Annotated in this window: 11 protein-coding genes and 5 pseudogenes; 7 read left to right on the top strand and 9 right to left on the bottom strand. The window is 69.1% G+C overall.

What is annotated here, in order from left to right:
- Positions 1 to 191 precede the first annotated feature (191 nt).
- Both QF032_RS40425 and QF032_RS40435 read right to left on the bottom strand, forming a co-directional pair.
- Positions 192 to 928 (bottom strand): annotated as a pseudogene (locus tag QF032_RS40425) (SDR family NAD(P)-dependent oxidoreductase).
- A gap of 387 nt (positions 929 to 1,315) precedes the next feature.
- Positions 1,316 to 2,326, bottom strand: a complete 1,011-nt coding sequence (locus tag QF032_RS40435) for a GlxA family transcriptional regulator (protein ID WP_307038875.1) — start codon at positions 2,324 to 2,326, stop codon at positions 1,316 to 1,318.
- Between the two features lie 88 nt (positions 2,327 to 2,414).
- On the opposite strand from QF032_RS40435, the pseudogene QF032_RS40440 reads away from it, so the two are divergent.
- Positions 2,415 to 3,350, top strand: a pseudogene (locus tag QF032_RS40440) (NADP-dependent oxidoreductase); the annotation flags it as partial.
- 33 nt (positions 3,351 to 3,383) lie between these two features.
- A pseudogene (locus QF032_RS40445) lies at positions 3,384 to 4,142 on the top strand (nuclear transport factor 2 family protein); the annotation flags it as partial.
- A 326-nt stretch (positions 4,143 to 4,468) separates the two neighbouring features.
- Here QF032_RS40445 and QF032_RS40450 read toward each other — a convergent pair.
- Both QF032_RS40450 and QF032_RS40455 read right to left on the bottom strand, forming a co-directional pair.
- Positions 4,469 to 5,299 (bottom strand): enoyl-CoA hydratase/isomerase family protein, encoded by an 831-nt coding sequence (locus QF032_RS40450; RefSeq protein ID WP_307038873.1) that lies wholly within the window; start codon positions 5,297 to 5,299, stop codon positions 4,469 to 4,471.
- A gap of 502 nt (positions 5,300 to 5,801) precedes the next feature.
- A complete protein-coding gene (locus QF032_RS40455; protein WP_307038871.1) occupies positions 5,802 to 6,500 on the bottom strand; it encodes an SDR family oxidoreductase in 699 nt (232 codons plus the stop codon).
- Positions 6,501 to 6,990: 490 nt separating this feature from the next.
- Between QF032_RS40455 and QF032_RS40460 the strand changes: the two genes are divergently transcribed.
- A complete protein-coding gene (locus QF032_RS40460; protein WP_307060554.1) occupies positions 6,991 to 7,239 on the top strand; it encodes a hypothetical protein in 249 nt (82 codons plus the stop codon).
- A gap of 365 nt (positions 7,240 to 7,604) precedes the next feature.
- Here the strand turns inward: QF032_RS40460 and QF032_RS40465 are convergent.
- Both QF032_RS40465 and QF032_RS40470 read right to left on the bottom strand, forming a co-directional pair.
- Positions 7,605 to 8,150: pseudogene (locus tag QF032_RS40465) on the bottom strand (Tn3 family transposase); the annotation flags it as partial.
- A 75-nt stretch (positions 8,151 to 8,225) separates the two neighbouring features.
- Positions 8,226 to 8,924 (bottom strand): TetR/AcrR family transcriptional regulator, encoded by a 699-nt coding sequence (locus QF032_RS40470; RefSeq protein WP_307038869.1) that lies wholly within the window; start codon positions 8,922 to 8,924, stop codon positions 8,226 to 8,228.
- A gap of 58 nt (positions 8,925 to 8,982) precedes the next feature.
- Here QF032_RS40470 and QF032_RS40475 point away from each other — a divergent pair, with 58 nt between their 5' ends.
- From QF032_RS40475 to QF032_RS40485, 3 genes are all read left to right on the top strand, one after another.
- Positions 8,983 to 10,431 carry an MFS transporter gene (locus tag QF032_RS40475; protein WP_307054186.1) on the top strand — a complete coding sequence of 483 codons (1,449 nt, stop codon included), beginning with the start codon at positions 8,983 to 8,985 and terminating at the stop codon, positions 10,429 to 10,431.
- Entirely contained in the window at positions 10,428 to 10,823 is a 396-nt protein-coding gene (locus tag QF032_RS40480) for a cupin domain-containing protein (RefSeq protein ID WP_307054184.1), read from the top strand. The genes QF032_RS40475 and QF032_RS40480 overlap by 4 nt, the downstream gene beginning before the upstream one ends.
- Before the next feature lie 589 nt (positions 10,824 to 11,412).
- Positions 11,413 to 11,940 (top strand): hypothetical protein, encoded by a 528-nt coding sequence (locus tag QF032_RS40485; RefSeq protein ID WP_307054182.1) that lies wholly within the window; start codon positions 11,413 to 11,415, stop codon positions 11,938 to 11,940.
- Positions 11,941 to 12,191: 251 nt separating this feature from the next.
- Here the strand turns inward: QF032_RS40485 and QF032_RS40490 are convergent, their stop codons facing one another.
- From QF032_RS40490 to QF032_RS40495, 3 genes and pseudogenes are all read right to left on the bottom strand, one after another.
- A complete protein-coding gene (locus tag QF032_RS40490; RefSeq protein ID WP_307054180.1) occupies positions 12,192 to 13,484 on the bottom strand; it encodes a PQQ-binding-like beta-propeller repeat protein in 1,293 nt (430 codons plus the stop codon).
- A gap of 239 nt (positions 13,485 to 13,723) precedes the next feature.
- Positions 13,724 to 13,882: pseudogene (locus tag QF032_RS40845) on the bottom strand (IS256 family transposase); the annotation flags it as partial.
- 201 nt (positions 13,883 to 14,083) lie between these two features.
- Positions 14,084 to 16,054 carry a helicase associated domain-containing protein gene (locus QF032_RS40495; protein WP_307054179.1) on the bottom strand — a complete coding sequence of 657 codons (1,971 nt, stop codon included), beginning with the start codon at positions 16,052 to 16,054 and terminating at the stop codon, positions 14,084 to 14,086.
- A 504-nt stretch (positions 16,055 to 16,558) separates the two neighbouring features.
- Here QF032_RS40495 and QF032_RS40500 point away from each other — a divergent pair.
- The coding region (locus tag QF032_RS40500; RefSeq protein ID WP_307060120.1) for a hypothetical protein at positions 16,559 to 17,626 on the top strand (1,068 nt) is incomplete at its 3' end.

Here is a 17,626-nt window from a genome sequence, read left to right on the forward strand (position 1 = left end):
CGGATCGCGGGCCAGGTCGGCTTCGGTGCCGACAGCCCGCTGCGACCTTGCTCAGCGGCCTGACCGCCCGTCGAGCCTGCCGAGGATCGCGTGCAGCACGCGATCCTGTGCCAGCCGCCCGTCGATCGCCGGGTTGATCACTCCTCGCAGCACGGACAGTGGGGCCAGCGAGCCGGCCGGATCACACGGGGTCAACGGTGTTCGATGGCCTGCACGACGGCTTCGGCGGCCTGGTCCAGTTCCAGGCGCTTGAGCAGCGGCCGCGGCGATGTCCTGGCTAGCATCTCAGTGATCGCAGGATCCGCGTCGACGCCGTTTCTGATCATGTCCGTCTGGATCAGAGAGAAGTAGGCGGTGGTGGCGGAGGCGCCGTGGCGGGCGAGTTCCACGCGCGGTCCGCGCCCGAGCTGCTCGACCGCGGACTTGCTCATCGCGTAGGGAATGGCCCCCACACCGTTGAGGAAGGCGAAGACGGAACTGATCAGGACGACCTGGCCCTGGTTGGCGATGATCTGCTCCATCGCCGCGCTGACCGTGTTGACGACTCCGTTGATGTTCACGGCCAGCACCTTGTCGACCGCGGGTGCGGGCGTGTGGAGCCCTGCCCCATGATGCCGGCGTTCGAGATCACGACGTCAACCCGCCCGAACCGTTCACACACGTGGGCCACGGCATCGTCGAGCGCGCTGCGGTCGCAGACGTCCGCGGTAGAGCCGACGACGTGGGACGACGAGATGCCGGCCGCGATCTCCGGCGTGTCCGGACGCAGATCCACGATGCCGACCTGGGCGCCGCGGGAGAGGAGGGTTCGGGCCGTGGCGCTGCCGAGTCCCGCCGGTGATGAGTACGACCTTGTCGGATGGGGCTGAGTCCACGTCCCGTGCGGCGAGTCCGGATGCGGAGCCGCGGGAGGGGACCTCGTGGTCATCGACGGCGCACCGCTCGCGTCGCGAGTGCATGTTCACCGCTGTTTGGCTGCGCCGTGCGTACGCCGAAGCGCCCGAGGAAGGCGACTGCCTCGGGCGCCGGGGGCTGTGGTCAGGCGGTGTGGGTGGGGTAGTCGGTGTAGCCGGCCGCGCCGCCGCCGTAGAAGGTGGATGCGCTCGACCAGGTAGGGGTTGGCGAGTGCCATCGAGCCCACGGTGACGACGTCGGCGATGCCGTTGTCGATGTCCTTGGCGCGGGTGGCGATGTCGGTGCCGGCCCGGTTGAGGATCAGCGTGTTCGGCCACAGCTCGACTCGCGGGTGCGTTTGCTGTCATACGCGCGACCGATACCGGTTCCCGGCAGGGCCGATGGTATGACGTGCATAATTTTACGGTCGAGGGCGACGTGCTTGACCGTCCCGCCGGGCATCCGCCGCGGCGGCGCGGCTCGTTGCCAGTGGGCCTCGGAAGGTGCGCCGGTAGGCCAGTGGTGTGACGCCGATGGCGGCGTGCAGGTGTTCGCGCAGCGAGGTGCCGCCGGCGAAGCCGACCTGGCCGGCGATGTCGTCGACCGGCAGGTCGGTGGATTCCAGCAACTGCCGGGCCCGATCGACGCGTTGCTGGATGAGCCAGCGTCCGGGGCTCAAGCCGACTTCTTCTTTGAAGCGGCGGGCGAAGGTGCGCTGGCTCATGTTCGACTGCTCGGCGAGGTCGCTCAGGGTCAGCGGCTTGTGCAGGTTCTGCAGCGCCCACTGCCGGGCGGCGGACGTGTCGTTCGCCGTTGCGTCGGGGACCGGGTGTTCGATGTACTGCGCCTGGCCTCCGTCGCGCCACGGGGGGACGACGCAGGTGCGGGCCACACGGTTGGCGATCTCGCTGCCGTGGTCCTTGCGGACAAGGTGCAGGCAGACATCGATGCCGGCAGCGGCACCGGCCGAGGTCAGCACGTCGCCTTCGTCGACGAACAGGACGTTCGGGTCGAGTTCCACCTGCGGGTACCACTCCCGGAAGAGGCCCGTGGCGTGCCAGTGCGTGGTGGCCCGGTGCCCGTCGAGCAGCCCCGCCGCGGCCAGCACGAAGGCGCCGGTGCAGGTCGACACGATCCGGGTGCCGGGGGCCACGTACGCGAGGACTTGCGCCAGGTCGACCGACGTCTGACGGCGGGGGTTGCCGGTGTGGAACGGCGCGATGATGACGGTGTCGGCGGTGCGCAACGCCTCCGGGCCATGATCGACGCTGATGGAGAAGTCCGCGTTGGTGCGCACCGGGTGACCGTCGATGCTGCAGGTCACGACCTCGTAGCGGCCGTCCGCGGCGCCGAAGACGCGGTGGGGAATGCCCAGGTCGAACGGGTACACCCCGTGCGAGGCGAGGACAACGACGCGGTGCACCTTGATCATGGCAGGATCCCGTCGAAAATTGGCGATCGTGCCATTGTAGGGGCCTTGTGACGGCGGCCAGGCTGGGCCCATGACGGACACCGAATCCATGCGAGCCATCAGCCAGGACACCTACGGCGCCCCCGACGTGCTGCAGGAGACCCTGCTGCCCAAACCGGCGCCAGGGGTGAGCGAGATCCTGGTCGCCGTCCACGCGTCCGGGGTCAACCCGACCGACTGGGGCAACCGTGCCCAGTCCGCGACCATCGCCCGGCTGCCGCTGGTGCTCGGCTGGGACGTCTCCGGCGTCGTCGAGGCCGTCGGCGTGGGCGTCACCCTGTTCAAGCCCGGCGACGAGGTCTTCGGCATGCTGCCCTACCCGGGCGGAGTCGGCTCGCACGCCGAGTACGTGACCGGGCCGGCCCGCGTCTTCACGCACAAGCCCGCCGGCATCGACCACGTCCAGGCGGGTGCGCTGCCGCTGGCCGCGCTGACCGCCTACCAGGCACTGGTCGACACCGCCGGCGTCCGGGCCGGGCAGCGAGTCCTGATCCACGCGGCGGCCGGCGGCGTCGGTCACCTCGCCGTGCAGATCGCCAAGGACCGCGGCGCGTACGTGATCGGCACCGCCAGCGCCGCCAAACACGACTTCCTGCGATCCCTCGGTGCCGACGAGGTCATCGACTACCACAGCGTCGACTTCACCGAGGTGCTCAGCGACATCGACGTGGTCCTCGACCCGGTCTCCCGTGACTCCGCCGCCCGCGCCCGATCCGTGGCCGTGCTGCGCCCGGGCGGCACCCTCGTCTCGATCCTTCCGGTACCCGTCGACGCCGGCGAACTGGCGGCGATCGCCGAGCGGGGGATCCGCTACGAGTCGCTGCTGGTCGAGGCCGACCAGGCCGGCATGCAGGCCATCGCCGCCCTCGTCGAGACCGGCGCACTGCGCGCCCACGTCGAGGCCACCTTCCCGCTCGCCGAGGCCGCGAAGGCGCACATGCTCGGCGAGACCGGCCGCACCACCGGCAAGATCGTGCTGACTGTCCGAGACAGCAAGGCACACGTTGCCAGCCAACTGCTGCATGACGTGTTCGTCCTCGGCGACACGGCCATCGTCGATCGGGTCGTGCGGCCCGATTCCTACATCCAGCACAACCCCCTGGCGCCCGACGGAGCCGACGCCCTCAAGTACTTCAGCGGCGCCATGCGACAGCAGTTCCCGCAGGCCGCCTTCGAGCCCCGCCGGATCATCACCGACGGCGATCTGGTGCTGCTGCATTCCCGCTATGTCATGGTGCCGGGCACCGAGGGTCTGGCCGTGTTCGACCTGTTCCGCTTCCAGGACGGCAAGATCGCCGAGCACTGGGACGTCATTCAGGAAGTGCCCGCTACCACGGCCAGCGGCAACGACATGTTCGCCACGCTCAGCGAGCCGCGGACCGACGCGGTCGGGCAGCGCTGGTTCACCGCCTACCACAAGGAACTGGTCACCGCGTTCGTCGACCAGCTGCTGGTCCGCAAGGACCTGACCGCCATCGACGCCTACGTCGGCGCCGACTACCACGAACACAGCCCGAACATCTCCGACGGCGCGGCCGGCCTCAAGGCCGACTTGGGCAGCTACTTCGACAAGTTCCCGCAGTCGAGTGTCACACCGAAACGCGTCATCGCCGAAGGCGACCTGGTCGCCGTGCACAGCCACTACGTCGACACGCCGGGCGAGCGTGGCCGGTCGGTCATCGACCTCTTCCGGGTCCGCGATGCCAGGATCGTCGAGCACTGGAGCTCCGAACAGGCCGTGCCCGAGACCGCCGCCAACGACAACACGATGTTCTGACAGCCGCCGGGGGCGGGGCGAATCGTGTCCAGCCCCCGGCATCAGGCCATCAGCGCGGCGATCCCCGAACAGTCGATCCCGTCGCTCTTGAACCGAACGTTCGGTCTACTTGCACGTGACGACGGTGGGACATTGGCTGTCGCGTTTTCCGTGTTCGGAGACCGGTGGGTGCGGCGGGGCCCTCCGGCCGGGAAGCCGGCTGTCGGGCTGCCGTTGAGGCGTGCCCGGCCGCCGTGGGAACCCTGATGGGTGGGGGATGGACGCTGCCCGGGGTGTCGCGGCGCCCACGGGCGCCCTGTGGGGCGCTGCGGTCGGGTGGTGGGTGATCAGAGGGCTTCGCTGACCCGGCCGATGTACTCGCCCAGCTGGTACTCGACGTCGAGGCCCTTTTCGGCGACCAGTGCGCCGAGCCCGACCGCGCGCGCGGCGAATCCCGGCTGCGTCAGGGTGCCCGCGAACTCGCCGAAGGAGGCGACCAGGTGGGCGTCCGGCGGCAGTGTCGCCCGGTTGACCTGGGACTTGGCGGTCGCCAGTGCCTGCCGGTCGAAGGAGGCGAGGCGGACGACGGTCGCGTCGACGAAGGCGTCGAGTTCCGCGTCGGGCAGGGTTCGGGTGACCCATCCCCAGCGCTCGGCGGTGTCGGCGTCGTAGTCGGCGCTGGTCAGGATCGCCTCCAGCGCGCGGTCGCGGCCGAGGGCGCGCGGAAGCCGCTCGCCGCCGCCTCCGCCGGGGACGAGGCCGAGGCCGACCTCGGGCTGGCCGAAGAACGCCTTCTCGCGGCTGGCGTAGCGCAGGTCGCAGGCGAGGGCCAGCTCGTTGCCGGCGCCCCGGGTACGGCCCCGGATGGCCGCGATGCTGACGAACGGGGCCTTGGTCAGCCGCAGGACCATGTCGGTCCACAGCGGGTTGTCGTCCTCGTGCTCGGGCGCGGGGATGTCGGCGGCCGCGGTGGCGTCGAAGTGGTTGATGAAGAAGTCGGGGAGTTCGCTGGCGAAGACGACGACCTGGATGTCCGGGTCGTTCTCCAGCTCCGAGACGATCTTGTGCAGCGTCACGATCGACTCGGGAACCACCAGGTTCACCGGAGGATTCGAGAACGTGATCCTCGCGGTCCGCGGAGTCGTCCGCTCAAGGCGGATCGTGCTGGGCTGGCTCATGGCGTGGTTTCCGTTTCATGGAGGGGCTTGGGCTTGCGTGGCCGTGATCGCGTCCCGCGACCACGCGGCTGTTGGGTCTGGTGGGGTGCGGGTGTCGCCGACGTGTCAGCCGGAGATGCATCGGTTGTGCCGCCCCCGCCTGCAGGTGTGCGGCATGGTGTGGCCTCTGTTAGTTCGAGCTGATGGCGAGGCATCGCTCGTCTCCCACCATTTATCTTACGATCATAATATAATAGGCCGGGAAGCGCTCAGCAGGCAAGACTCGACATGCGGGGGAATCATCGCCGGCCGTTTCGGCTGGACAGCCTGATCGTCGCTAGCGCCCTCCCCTCCATCCGCGAGAATCTCGGCGGCGGCTTCCCTCTGCGGTGATGAATCCGGCCATGCTGGTGATGACCACGCCCGGACGGAGCTGTCGCCTCGAACCGGTTGCTTGTGCCGCTGCGTCGTGACGGTCCCTTGGCGGACGCGCCTGGCGGTTGGCCGGTGGAGGCGCGGCTCCTCAGGGGAGCTGCGGGTAGAGCGCTGAAACGCCCCCGGACAGTGCTGCCTGAGCCTGGCGGGCCGCGTTGTCGGCGAGGATCTCGTAAGCGCCGGCGGCGATGCCGTCCACGGCGATGCGCGCGATGTCGGCCGGGTCGGACTTCTCCGCGTCGACCGCCCGCACCATCTCGGTGTCCATGTAGCCGACGTGCAGGCCGGCCACGCGGATGCCCTGGTCGGCGAGCTGCACGCGCAGGGCGTTGGTGAGCGACCACTCCGCGGACTTGGCGGCGCAGTAGGCGCCTATCTCCGGGAAGCTGACCCAGGACAGGCCGGACAGGACGTTCAGGATCGCCCCGCCGCCATTCGCCGCGATCTGGGGTGCGAAGGCGCGGACCACCGACAGGGTGCCGAGGTAGTGGGTGTCCATCTCTAGGCGGATGTCATCCAGGTCGGCGGTGAGCAGGTCGGCGCCGGTGGAGGAGCCCGCGTTGTTGACCAGGACGGTCACATCGCCGGTGGCCTCGGCGGCGGCTGCGACGGAGGCGGGGTCGGTGATGTCGAGTGCGATCGGCTTGGCGCCGGGCAGGTCGACCTGGTCGGGGTTGCGGGCGCCGGCGTAGACCGTGGCGCCGCGGCTGAGCAGTTCGGCGGCGAGGGCCCGGCCGAAGCCACGGTTCGCTCCGGTGACAAGGGCGGTACTGGCGGAGAGGTCCATGAAGGTTCCCGGTGAAGTGGAGAGGAGATGACCAGAGCGCTGATGGCATGGCCTGACGTGGCCCAGGTCTATTGAATTACGATCATAATAGTAAGCAAGGTGAGTCAGTGATCGCAACCGACCCGCCTGGTGAACGACGCTGCGCCAGGTGCGATCTCTCGGTTTCGTGTCGGTGGTGGTGAGAGTCGGTGGTGGTGTTCTGGGGCTGGTCAGCGGCTGTTTGTGAGTGGGGAGGTCGCTGTCATGAAGTGAGAGATTGATGGGCGGGAACGCTGTCGTGGGGCTTTATCGCATGGCAGCCGATGTTGTCTCAGGTTCGAGAGTTCTTATGTGCTGAGGTTGGTCCGGCCGGTGTGATCATGGGGTGGATCAAGAGGTAAGGGCCGGTCGTGGGGCTGTGCTGCCGAGGGCGTTGGTGGTGCGTCGTTTGTTGGAGGGGCAGCAGGCGGGGGAGTTGTCGACGCGGTATGTGTGTGCGGTCGCTGAGACGGTGGGTGTTTCGGAGCGTACGGTCTGGCGCTGGCTGGAGCAGGCCAAGTCGACCGGGCGGGCAGAGGCGCCGGTCCGGCAGGGATACGCGGTGTCGGACGAGGTGTGGGCGCTGCTGGGTGAGGCGGGGGGCAATGTCTCGGAGCTGAGGCGTCGGCTGGTGGCTGCCGGCGGCGAGGTGGCCATTCCGTCGATGTCGACGTTGTGCCGGGTGATCCGCCGGGACCGTAGGGCGGGGCGGCTTTGCTGACCGGGCGGGAGCCTGAGGTTGCCGGGCCGCGCAGGCCGGATCCCCTCAGTGAGCTGGGCCTGAACGTGGTGGCCGAGAAAGGCGTCGGTGGACAGGTGTTTCTGCGGGAGCAGAAGCATCTGGCGCAGGTCCCGGTCCTGGTCCCGGATGCCCAGGTGGTGCACACGCCTGCTGTGCGGTCGGTGCTGCGGACGGTCGCGCACGCGGCCGGGGTGGGGGCGGTGGTGTGTTTGTACGGCGACGCCGGCCAGGGCAAGACCGTCGCGTTGCAGTACGCCCTGTCCCAGCTGCCGCACCCGGCCAGGGTCGCGCAGGCCCGGCGAACGTGCCGCGAGGGCCTCGGCGTGTTCCTTGCCCGCGCCGGTCAGAGCGCCGTCCTTGCCGTAGTGCAGCACGGTGTTCGCCGAGTTCCAGTTCTCGACGACCTGGAGCCCGCCGTGGATCTCCCGGCGCAGGCCGGGCTGGCCAGGTAGTTGCAGGCGAAGAAAGTGCGCACGGCGCGGCCGAGTTCTTCGAGGGCCTGGTAGGTGGGGTGCTTGGGGCCGCCGCCGGTGAAGCGCCGCAGTACCTGCTCCGCCTCGGCGGTGCCGAGGCGGAGCGTGGTGGCGTACTTGACCATCTGGTCGTACTGCTGCTCGATCAGCTCCCAGCGGATCGGCCGCGTCAGCGAGGCACCGAGCGCCGGCCAGCCGGGCGGCGTGTCGTACGGGCGGTACAAGCGGATGCTGCCGATGTTCTTCAGCCTCGGCAGCAGGCGGAAGTTCAACAGTTTCGGTGAAGGCGAAGCCGACGACGCTCGCGCCGTGCGTGCCGGCGTAGTTGGACTCGACCTCGGCGTCCGTGCAGTGCAGCAGCAGGCCCTCGATCATCGCCGCGACCTCGGAGGAGGAACAGCTCTTGAGCTGGGAGTAGGAGGCCAAGGGCGACAAGGGTGGCCGACGCCCGGCCATTACAACAGAGAAACGGGCCCGCCGCGCTACCGCGGCCTACTTTGCGGCTGGTGTCTGAGCTGGGACACCGGGGCCGACGAGAAGGCCGTCCACCAGGGCCCGGAGCCCGTCCTGGTAGGTGTCCTCGGCGGTCAGCGGCGCCCAGCGGTCCGCGGCCTGCGCCAAGCGGGGCAACTCGCTGGAGTCGAGATCGGCAAAGACCTGCTCCCGGTAGGTCGCACGGTCATCATCTGCGCGCCGCCGGGCCGCTGTCGTCCTGACCACGATCTCTCCGGCGGTGTAGTACCAGATGGAACGGTAGCCGTGCACGGCCCCGTCGAGGGAGAGGCCGCATTCAACCAGACCGTCAACGATCTGCTCGACAAACCACAGCGCGGATGTGGACATCAAGTCGTCGGCGGTCAGCACCTCCACGATCCATGGGCAGGCGGCGAGCGCCTCGTGGATCGCCGTGGCGGCGACGATGACCCGCTCGCGAGGGTGGGCCGGCAATTCGGGTCGGTGCAGCGTCCGCGCGGCGTAGTCGTCCAGCAGGAGGAGGAGCAGTTCTTCCTTGTCGCGGACGTGGTGGTAGAGCGCCATCGGCGTACTGCCGACCTCCGTGGCCAGCCGCCGCATCGTCAGCCGTTCCACGCCTGTCTCGGTCACGATCCGGCGGGCTGTCTCGATGATCTCCTTTCGAGAGATACGGGGAGGTCGGCCCGGGGTTTTGCGCGGTGCGGACGGTTGCGGCATGCCCCCATCATCCCGCAGGTGTCGACAGCGGCCATCGTCCGGCGCTAAGTTTTCTTACATGTATAAAAACTCGCGGGAGAGACGAGGCGTGGTGCTGGCGGCAGCCGCCGTCGCCCAGTTCGTCGTCGCCCTGGACATGTCCGTGGTCAACGTCGCGTTGCCCGCGATCCGCAACGCGCTGGGATTCGCGCCGCTCGATCTGTCATGGGTCGTGCACGTGTACGCGCTCACGTTCGGCGGGTTCCTGCTGCTGGGAGGCCGCGCTTGCGACCTGTACGGCCAGCGTCGGATGTTCGCGCTGGGACTTACCGTCTTCGGGCTGTGCTCACTGGCGGGCGGACTGGCCCAGACGCCCTGGCAACTGATCGCCGCACGCGCCGGGCAGGGCCTGGGCGCCGCCGCTGCCGCACCGGCCGCGCTGGCGATGCTCACCACCACCTTCACCGAAGGCCCCCAGCGCGTCCGCGCCCTCGGAGTGTGGAGCGCGGTGAACGCCGCTGGTGGCGCGCTGGGTGTGCTGGCAGGCGGGCTGCTGACCGAGTACGCGGGCTGGCGCTGGGTCATGCTGATCAATCTGCCCATCGTCGTGGCGGCTCTCGCGCTCATCCCCGCTGGGGTGCCCGCCGGAACAGCACCCGCCCGGCGCGAGAGGCTCGACGGGGTGGGCGCCGTCCTGGCGACCGGCGGAGTCGGGCTGCTGGTGCTCGGTGTCGTCCGCACCGACACCCTCGGCTGGGACTCCCCAGTCACGTGGGCGACCCTGGCTGCCGCGGCCGTACTGCTGACCGCCTTCGTCTTCGCCGAGTCGAGGGCCGACGCACCGCTGCTGCGCCTCGGCCTGCTGCGCAGCCGCTGGGTCGCCGGCGCGAACGTGCTGGTGTTCCTGGCCGCGGCCGGGCAGTTCACGGCGTTCTACTTGGTGTCCCTGTACATGCAGCAGGTCCTGGGCATGGGTGCCGCAGCGACCGGCACCGCATTTTTGCCCTTCTCCCTGGGGCTGGTCGCGGGAACCATAGGCGCGACCCGCATCACCGCGTCACGCACCCCCCGTGCATCCTTGGTGCCAGGCGCTCTGCTGGCCGCCGCGGGCCTGGCCTGGTTCGCCCTCATCAGCCCCGACGGCAGCTTCCTCACCGACGTGCTCGGCCCCTCCCTCGTCACCAGCGTCGGCGCCGGACTGGTCCTGGCCCCGGTCGCCGCCGCCGCGACCACCGGCGTCGCTCCGCGTGAGGCCGGCATGGCCTCCGGCCTCATGAACAGCTCCCGCCAACTCGGCGGCTCCATCGGCCTGGCTGCCCTGGCCACCATCGCCGCGCACCACACCGGCACAGCCACCGACCCCGCCGCGCTCAACGACGGCTACGCCCTGGGCCTGGCCATCGCCGCCGCCATTTTCGTGCTCGCGGCAGTCGTGGCGATAGGTGTGCTGCCGCGCCGCCGGACCGTCACACCTCTCCCGCAATCCACCGCCCCCGCAGAGAACCAGCTGGAAGGAACACCGTCATGAAGACCACCACCGTCGACCTGTTCGCCTCGGCACTGCACTTCCACCCCGACGGCGACGTCCGAGCCGTCGAACGGCAGATGACGAGCAACGGCTCCGGCGCCTGGCAGATCGCCACGTTCCACGTGGGGACCGACGCCGACGTGCACGCCGACCACTGGGAGATGCACCCAGAGGCCGAGGAAGCGGTGTGCTGCCTGACCGGCGGTGTCCGTCTCTACTTTCGTCCCGACAGGCCCGGCGGCGGCGAGGAAATGGTGCAGTTGCAGGCAGGCACCGCCGTGATCGTTCCCCGCGGGCGCTGGCACCGCCTGGAGCTGGAGGCCCCCAGCGACCTGATGTCGATCACACGTCGCAACCGCACCCGCCTCGAAAAGCGCACCGATACCCACTGAGGGGAAGGTGGCCCGGCAAAGCAGTTGTCGGGCCACACGAAACTCGCCCGAAGAAGGCCCGTGTTCATGGCGATCTGTAGGGGTGGCGCGCCGGGTGGGCACGCCACCCTCTCATGTCGACCGCCCCGCACGCCGGATTACTTGGCCATGCAGGGACGTGTCAGCTGCATATCCGTTGAAGCCGGTGACGACGGCCGCCCCAGTAAGTCCAGATCTTGTGGGGTCCGGCCTGGTGCGCGATGTCCCCGGCAAGCGCGATGAACACCTTGTGCTGGCGGGCCATGCGCCGCCAAGAGTCGAGGCCAGCGGCTGCGCGATGCCTGCCTCGCCACCATGGTCGACCTCGGCGTGCACGCGGACATGGAGCCGGCCGACTTCCTCCCCGCGATGGACGGCTACCGGCAGCGCGACCCGGAGCTGTGACATTGCTTCACTTGGTGAGTCGGCTGCATCGGGATGCGCCCGCCCAGTTCACAGGGCTCCTCTGCGCTTCGGCTTCACTGCCGCAGGCACTCGCCGTCATCTCCCGCAGCTGCCAGGCGGCCCAGGGATACACTGCTCCGCCTCACCCTTACCGGAGGTCACCTCAGTGTTACCTGCACGGACACTCGCCGTTGCCCCGCTGGCTCTGGTGATTCTCGCCCTGTCCGGTTGCTCGTCCTGGGGCTGCACCGACACGACGGCGAAGCGCGGTAAGGCCGGTGTCAGGGTGCAGGTCGTGGACACGTATGGGCAGCGTCCCGGCGTCACCGTCGAGGTCGTTGGCTGGCGCCTTGAGCTCCACCCGCAGGTGCCCTCCGAAGGTGACAAGGTCCACTTCCACTACCGCTTCGACGGCGCCGACGAATACTCCGGCCGTGCAGTGGACGTCTGCGCGGTCGATAAGAAGCGCGTGGCGTTGGGGTGTCAGACGATCTATTCGTCGGAGGCGTGGCAGCAGCCGGACGGTGCTCTTACGGGCGACGGCCGGCTCGCTGTCGAGCACCCTGAGCAGGTTGCCGGAGTGCTGTTGATCCCCAATGACCAGTCCTATGACCGACGAACCTGCGATCAGGACGTCAAGGACGGTGGCGGGATCCATCCTCCGGAACCAGCCGGAGTGGGGGACCAGCTGTAGGGGGTCAAGGCGGTTGAGCTTGCGGCACGGGTCTGCTGGCGCCGAGGAATTGTCAAATCCTGTGGATGGGACTGCTCGCAAGCTCCGGGCCACTCCGCTTTTGGCCTATGCCCGCGGTGGATGGGTTCCGTCGACTTCGCACTGTCACTAGCGTCCGTGTGGCGGATGTGCGACAGGCCACCCGGCCGGCGCGGCCCTGCCCAGGCCGGTACGCCACCAAGCGGTGCCTGCCAGCCGGTCGTACGGGGCTGTCAGTCTTTGTGCACGGGACGCAAGGTCACCAGGTCGTTGCCGTCGCAGTAGGCGAGCGGCCCGCCGACGGCTTTGTTGGCGGGCCGGAACGCCTGGCAGTCCGATGTGCCCCGCCAGAGGGTATTGCCCCGGTGGTCCAGCAGGAGCAGGCGGCGACCGTCCTGCCAGAAGCCGCCGGTGACGGACCGCGCCGCGGGGCTCAGCCCGTGGGGGCGGACCAGCTGGTCGGCGCCTGCGTACAGGAGCCGATCCGGGCGGCCGGGCGCGCGGATGATCTCGTTCATGGTGCCGTAGGTGACCAGGTACTCGCCCGGGGCCAGTCGCCGGGAGCGGCGCAGGGTGCCGAAGTAGGGATCGACGACCAGGGTGCCTTTGGCGTCCGGCAGTACCATGCGGTAGCCGACGATCAGGGGAAGAGTGCGGTCCCAGCGGCATCCGGTGCGCGCGTCGCGCGGGGCCTGAGGCTGGTCCCAGACGAAGCTGTACTGCCAGCCGCGGTCCCCGTCACCGGATTCCACCCCGCTGGCGAGGACGGTGGCGTGGCAGCTGCCCTTGGCCGGTGCGGTGACCATGATGACCCGGTCGTTTTCCTTGATGATTCGATCGACGGTGCCGTCGGGCGGCCGCAGCGCCGCCTGCCAGTGAAGCCCGCCGTCGCCCGGGTCAACAGTGCCGACACGGTCGGGGGTGACCAGATAGGGCCCGCAATGGTCCCCACTGCGGCCGTCGGCGGTGGCGAGCGCGTCGGCCTGGCAGACGACTCCTACCGCCCCGGACACTGCGCGCGTCCACTGGAGTACACCCGACCAGGCGTCCCAGCCGGTCAGGCGGCAGGACCTGGGGCGGCAGACCGCCGTCAGTACCACGGAGCTGTTCTCCAACAGGAAAACCTGGCTGCCGAGCGGCAAGGCCTGACGCCAGAGCAGGAGCCCCCGCTCCGGGTTGAGCCCGGCGATCGCACTCGGACCCCGGCGGCCGTCTCTGCCGCCGACCAGTATCACCCGGCGACCACCGCCGAGCACGGAGTGCGCCGCGCCGGGCTGGTGCGAGGTCAACGCGAATTCGGCCGGCAATGTCAGCCGCCAGCCCCCGTTCTCTGCGCCATCCAGGCGGACCAGCGTGCGGCCCTGGCCGAGCAGCCCCGCTGCGGGGTCGTTCAGCGCCCAGGTGCCATCGGGGCCCGGCCGCACCGGCAGTGGAACACGCGAGGCCTCCTCGGGCACCGCCTCCCCATCGCCGAACATCGGCGGCGACGGGGCGAAACAGCCCGCCACCAGCAGCCCCACCGCCACGGTCAGTAGCCCTCGCCGCCACCGATGCCTCATCGCGCCCCCCGGATCCGCCCACACGGTAGAACGCCCGCAAACCTGCTCGCCGCTCTTCCGCCTCCTTCGTGATGACCTCGTAGCACGAGGGGGTCGGATCAGCCGTACCCCAGTCGCCCTATGCTGCGGCGATCACGTGCGAGTACATCTGATGGGGGCGGTCATGTTCGACGCGGAAGAGTAATTGTCAACATCAGCGGGGTTGTTCAGGCCGCAATGGCTTCGGGGCGTTCGACGAGGTGACCGTTCTTGAAGCGGGCACCGTTGCGGACGAGGGCAACAAGATGGGGTGCGGTGATCGCGCGCCAGCGGGCCTGGGCAGACTGGTCGTGGCGAGGGCCAGCTCCTGCGTCTCGATAGCCGGGGCGCGCATAATGCGCCAGCTGGTGCGCGGCGCGGTGACGACGTGGACCAGGACGACGACGGCCTGGCGGCCGAAGCCGCCGAGCCACGTCCCGGTGAAGCGGACCTGATCGGCCGCCCAGTCGCCCGCCCGCTGCCACGGGGCAGACGCCCGAGTAGATAGCTGGCCGCGAGCACGACGACCCTAGTGACGACGATGCCCATCACACCCACCGCATCCCGATCACGGACAGCTGCTCCATCCGCTCCGGGGTCAGCGTCGCGGCCCTGCTGCGCTGGTTGCCGACCCATGCCCCGAGCCGAAGCTCCCGCTCCTCCTGGTCTTCGCCGACGATCCGCTCGACGTGCTTCCTCGGCACTCGAAGGTGTCCCTCACGTTCGTAGAACTGCTTGGCGGCCTCGTAGTTCGTCGCCCACTTGTCGGCCTGCGTACGGCGCGGGCGCGGCTTCTCGTCCTCGGCCGCGGGCTCGATACCGAGGATGTGCTCACACATCCATTGCTGCACGGTCGTCAGCTTGTCCCAGCCCAGCCGGACCGAGCGCACCCACCGCCCCAGATCCTCGCCTTGGTGCACGACCACGCCCGGCTCCATTGGGAGCTCGCCGCCGACCTCCAGGCGCAGCCGGACCAAATGGAAGGCGCGCTGCCATTCCACGGGCCAGGCGGGGCACCACGACGGGTCGATCTCCTCCAGCTGCTCGCGCCGCTCCTGCGACAGCGCCCCGGCCGCCGACTCCACCACAAGCCCCCCGGCGCGTCGCTGCTCGATCTCGGCGGCCTTCCGGGCGGCGGCGCGTGCGTTCTTCAGCCAGATGCCCACCGGGTAGCCCTGGTAGGTGGCGTCCAGTGGCGCCAGGAGGTGACCTGCTTCGGCTGCCCACCTGCGGGCTGCGGCGAGGCCTTCTTCCCAGGCGACGTCGTAGTGGGACCAGACCATGCCCAGCTTTTCCAGCTGTTCGCCGCGGTCGGCGTCCATGTCCCCGCGGGTGTAGAAGCGCCGGTTGTCGGCGATCCATTGCCCCAGCGGAAACGCGGCGAGGGAGGTCGGCCACTCTTCGGCTTCCGCTTCCTGGTCGTCGCGGTCGGGGACGCGGTAGGTGAAGGGGACCTTCAGGTTGCCGTGGAGCCGGTGGTAGATGGTGGCGGCTTCGATGCCGCGTCGCCAGTGCTGGTGTTCGAGGTTGATCACGCGCAGGTTGATGAACGCGGCCAGCTGCGCGGGGTCGCGCGGCGTGGAGAACTTCAGCAGCTCCCGGGCCGGCACTGACAGTCGGTCGCTTCGGTCGCTCTCGGCTCCCTCACCTTCCGGTCCGCCGCGGCTCTGCACGCCCCTGACACGGCTTTGTGCCTGTTGCTCGGCGAGTTGTTCGACGATGCGGGTGTCGTGCGCTCTGAGCGCTTCAAGCAGCTTCGCAAGGCCGCCGTACGCCCGGCTGGTGAGCATGTTGTCGGCGCTCTCTCCGGGCCCGAGCAGGACCGGTACGACCAGCGACGCCGTTTTGCCCTCGCCGGGCTGCATCCGCAGCGCCCGGCCGACGGCCTGGACGAGGTCGGGCATGGAGCCGCGTACGTCGGCGAAGTACACCGAGTCACAGTGGGATGTATCGATGCCTTCGCCGAGCACGCGAACGGACCCAAGAAACGTCTTCTCCACGACGGTGCCGTCAGCAGCGATTCCCTTGGAGAACTCGTCGAGGACGCGGCGCCGGTGGAGGGGCTTGTGGTCGCCGCACAGCCAGTTGGCCCAGACCATCCGCGGGTACAGCTCCGGGTCGGCGTCGTGCAGTCGCTTGGCGACGTGGGGGAGGTCGGCCGCGAACGCTTCGGCCTCCTTCACCATGTGGTGGAAGACGAGGGTGCGCCGGAAGCCCTCTTCCGCAGAGGCTTTCACCAGGGCGGTCTGCAGGGCGGCGAGCCGCGCCCCGCGTACCTGCTCGGAGCGGGCGTCCTCGCCCAGGAGTTGTGCGGCTTGGAGCTGAGTGTCGGTGATGTCCAGGCACACCACCTGGTAGGGAGCACAGATTCCCCTGTCGATGGCCGCCGAGAGCGTCAACGTGAACGCCCTGCTGCCGAACGGTGAGCTGGGGTCGTCATCCATCGACGCCACCAGTTCACCCGGCGCGCCCTGCTCGGAGTCCTCATCTAGCTGCCACAGCCGGGGAGTGGCGGTCATGTAGAGGCGGCGCAGGGCGGGGATGCGCGTGTTGTCGTGGACGACCGCCCACGGCCGGCCGATCCTGCCCGAAACCCTGTGCGCCTCGTCCGTTTTACCGACTGAAGTCGTGTTGGGAATGCCGCTGAGCTGGCGTTTCAGGTGTCGTGCATGTTCGCGATGTCGGGGTGGTTCGGGGAGGTCGTCATGGCGACGGCGGACACCCAGCACCAGGGGACCAGCACAAGACGGTGACCGTCGCCGTGGACGGCGAGCCGGTGGAAGTGTCGAAGCGTACGACGCCGATACCGACGCGACGGTGCACCCCCTGGTTCGGACTGCCGGGCGGCATGGGTACTCGTTCGCCGGCGCAAGGGGGCGCCGTGCGTGATGGGGAGGCGTTCGTGTCGGTCTCCGTCGGCCCGATGGCGGCGGCGTTGTCAGTGGCGCGTGGTAGACCTGTTCATCGGGTGAACTTGTCCTGTTTTACCGCTAGTTGATCAAGATCGAGTGAAGAGGTGTGACATGGTCGAGACGGAACTGCCAGGACAGGGGGTGGTGTTCTGGCCGGTGGGCACGGGGGACTCCACCACGATCGTGCTGGGCGACAACCTGGTCATGCAGGTGGACCTGCGGGACATGAAGGCCGCCGACGAGGACGACGCGGTGGTCGCCGCCGTCATCGACCGCCTGGAGGAGACCCTCCCGCGACCCGACGGCGAGACGCCCTACCTGGCGGTCTTCGCCCTGACCCACGCCGACTCGGACCACTGCTGCGGCTTCGGTGACCTTCTGGAGAGCTCCATCCTGATCGGGGAGATCTGGGCGACGCCCCGGCTGTGGCGCGAACTGTCCGAGGACAAGCCGATGTGCGAGGACGCACAGCGCTTCCAGGACGAGGTCGAGCGACGCGTGGACGCCACCCTCAAGGCCGTCAAGGACGGCAAGGTGCCGGCCAGCGGTGACCGGGTGCGCATCATCGGCTACGACGAGGACCGCGAACTGCACTCCTACGCCGAACTGCCCGACGAGTACTTCACTTTCCCCGGCGACGTGATCACCAAGATCGACGGCCAAGACGTCGAGGACCGGTTCGAGGCGTTCGTCCACGCACCGTTCAAGGACCACTGCGCCGGCGACCGCAACGACACGTCCTTGGCCCTGCAGGTACAGCTGAAGGCCAGTGACGGCACAGTCGGCCGACTGCTGTTCCTGGGCGACCTCGCCTACCCCATCATCAAGATGATCTTCGAGAACAGCGAGGCCGCTGGCAACGCGGACCGGGTGGAGTGGGACGTGCTGCTCTCCCCGCACCACTGCTCGAAGAAGGCCATGTACGCCGAGGGCGAGGACGGCGAGGAGGAGCTCAAGCAGGACCTTCTTGACCTGCTCCAGGCGCATGCCAGCCCGGACGCCCGGGTGATCGCCAGCTCGTTGCCCTTCCGCGAGAAGGACGAGAAGGGCAACAACCCGCCGCACCTGCTGGCCCGGGACGCCTACGCGTCGATCACCGACTACGAGGTGCTGTGCACGGGGGAGTACCCCTCCAAGGAGGAACCCCGTCCGGTGGTATTCGCCCTGGAGCCGGGCCTG

The sequence above is a fragment of the Streptomyces achromogenes genome, from assembly GCF_030816715.1.
GTDB lineage: Bacteria > Actinomycetota > Actinomycetes > Streptomycetales > Streptomycetaceae > Streptomyces > Streptomyces achromogenes_A.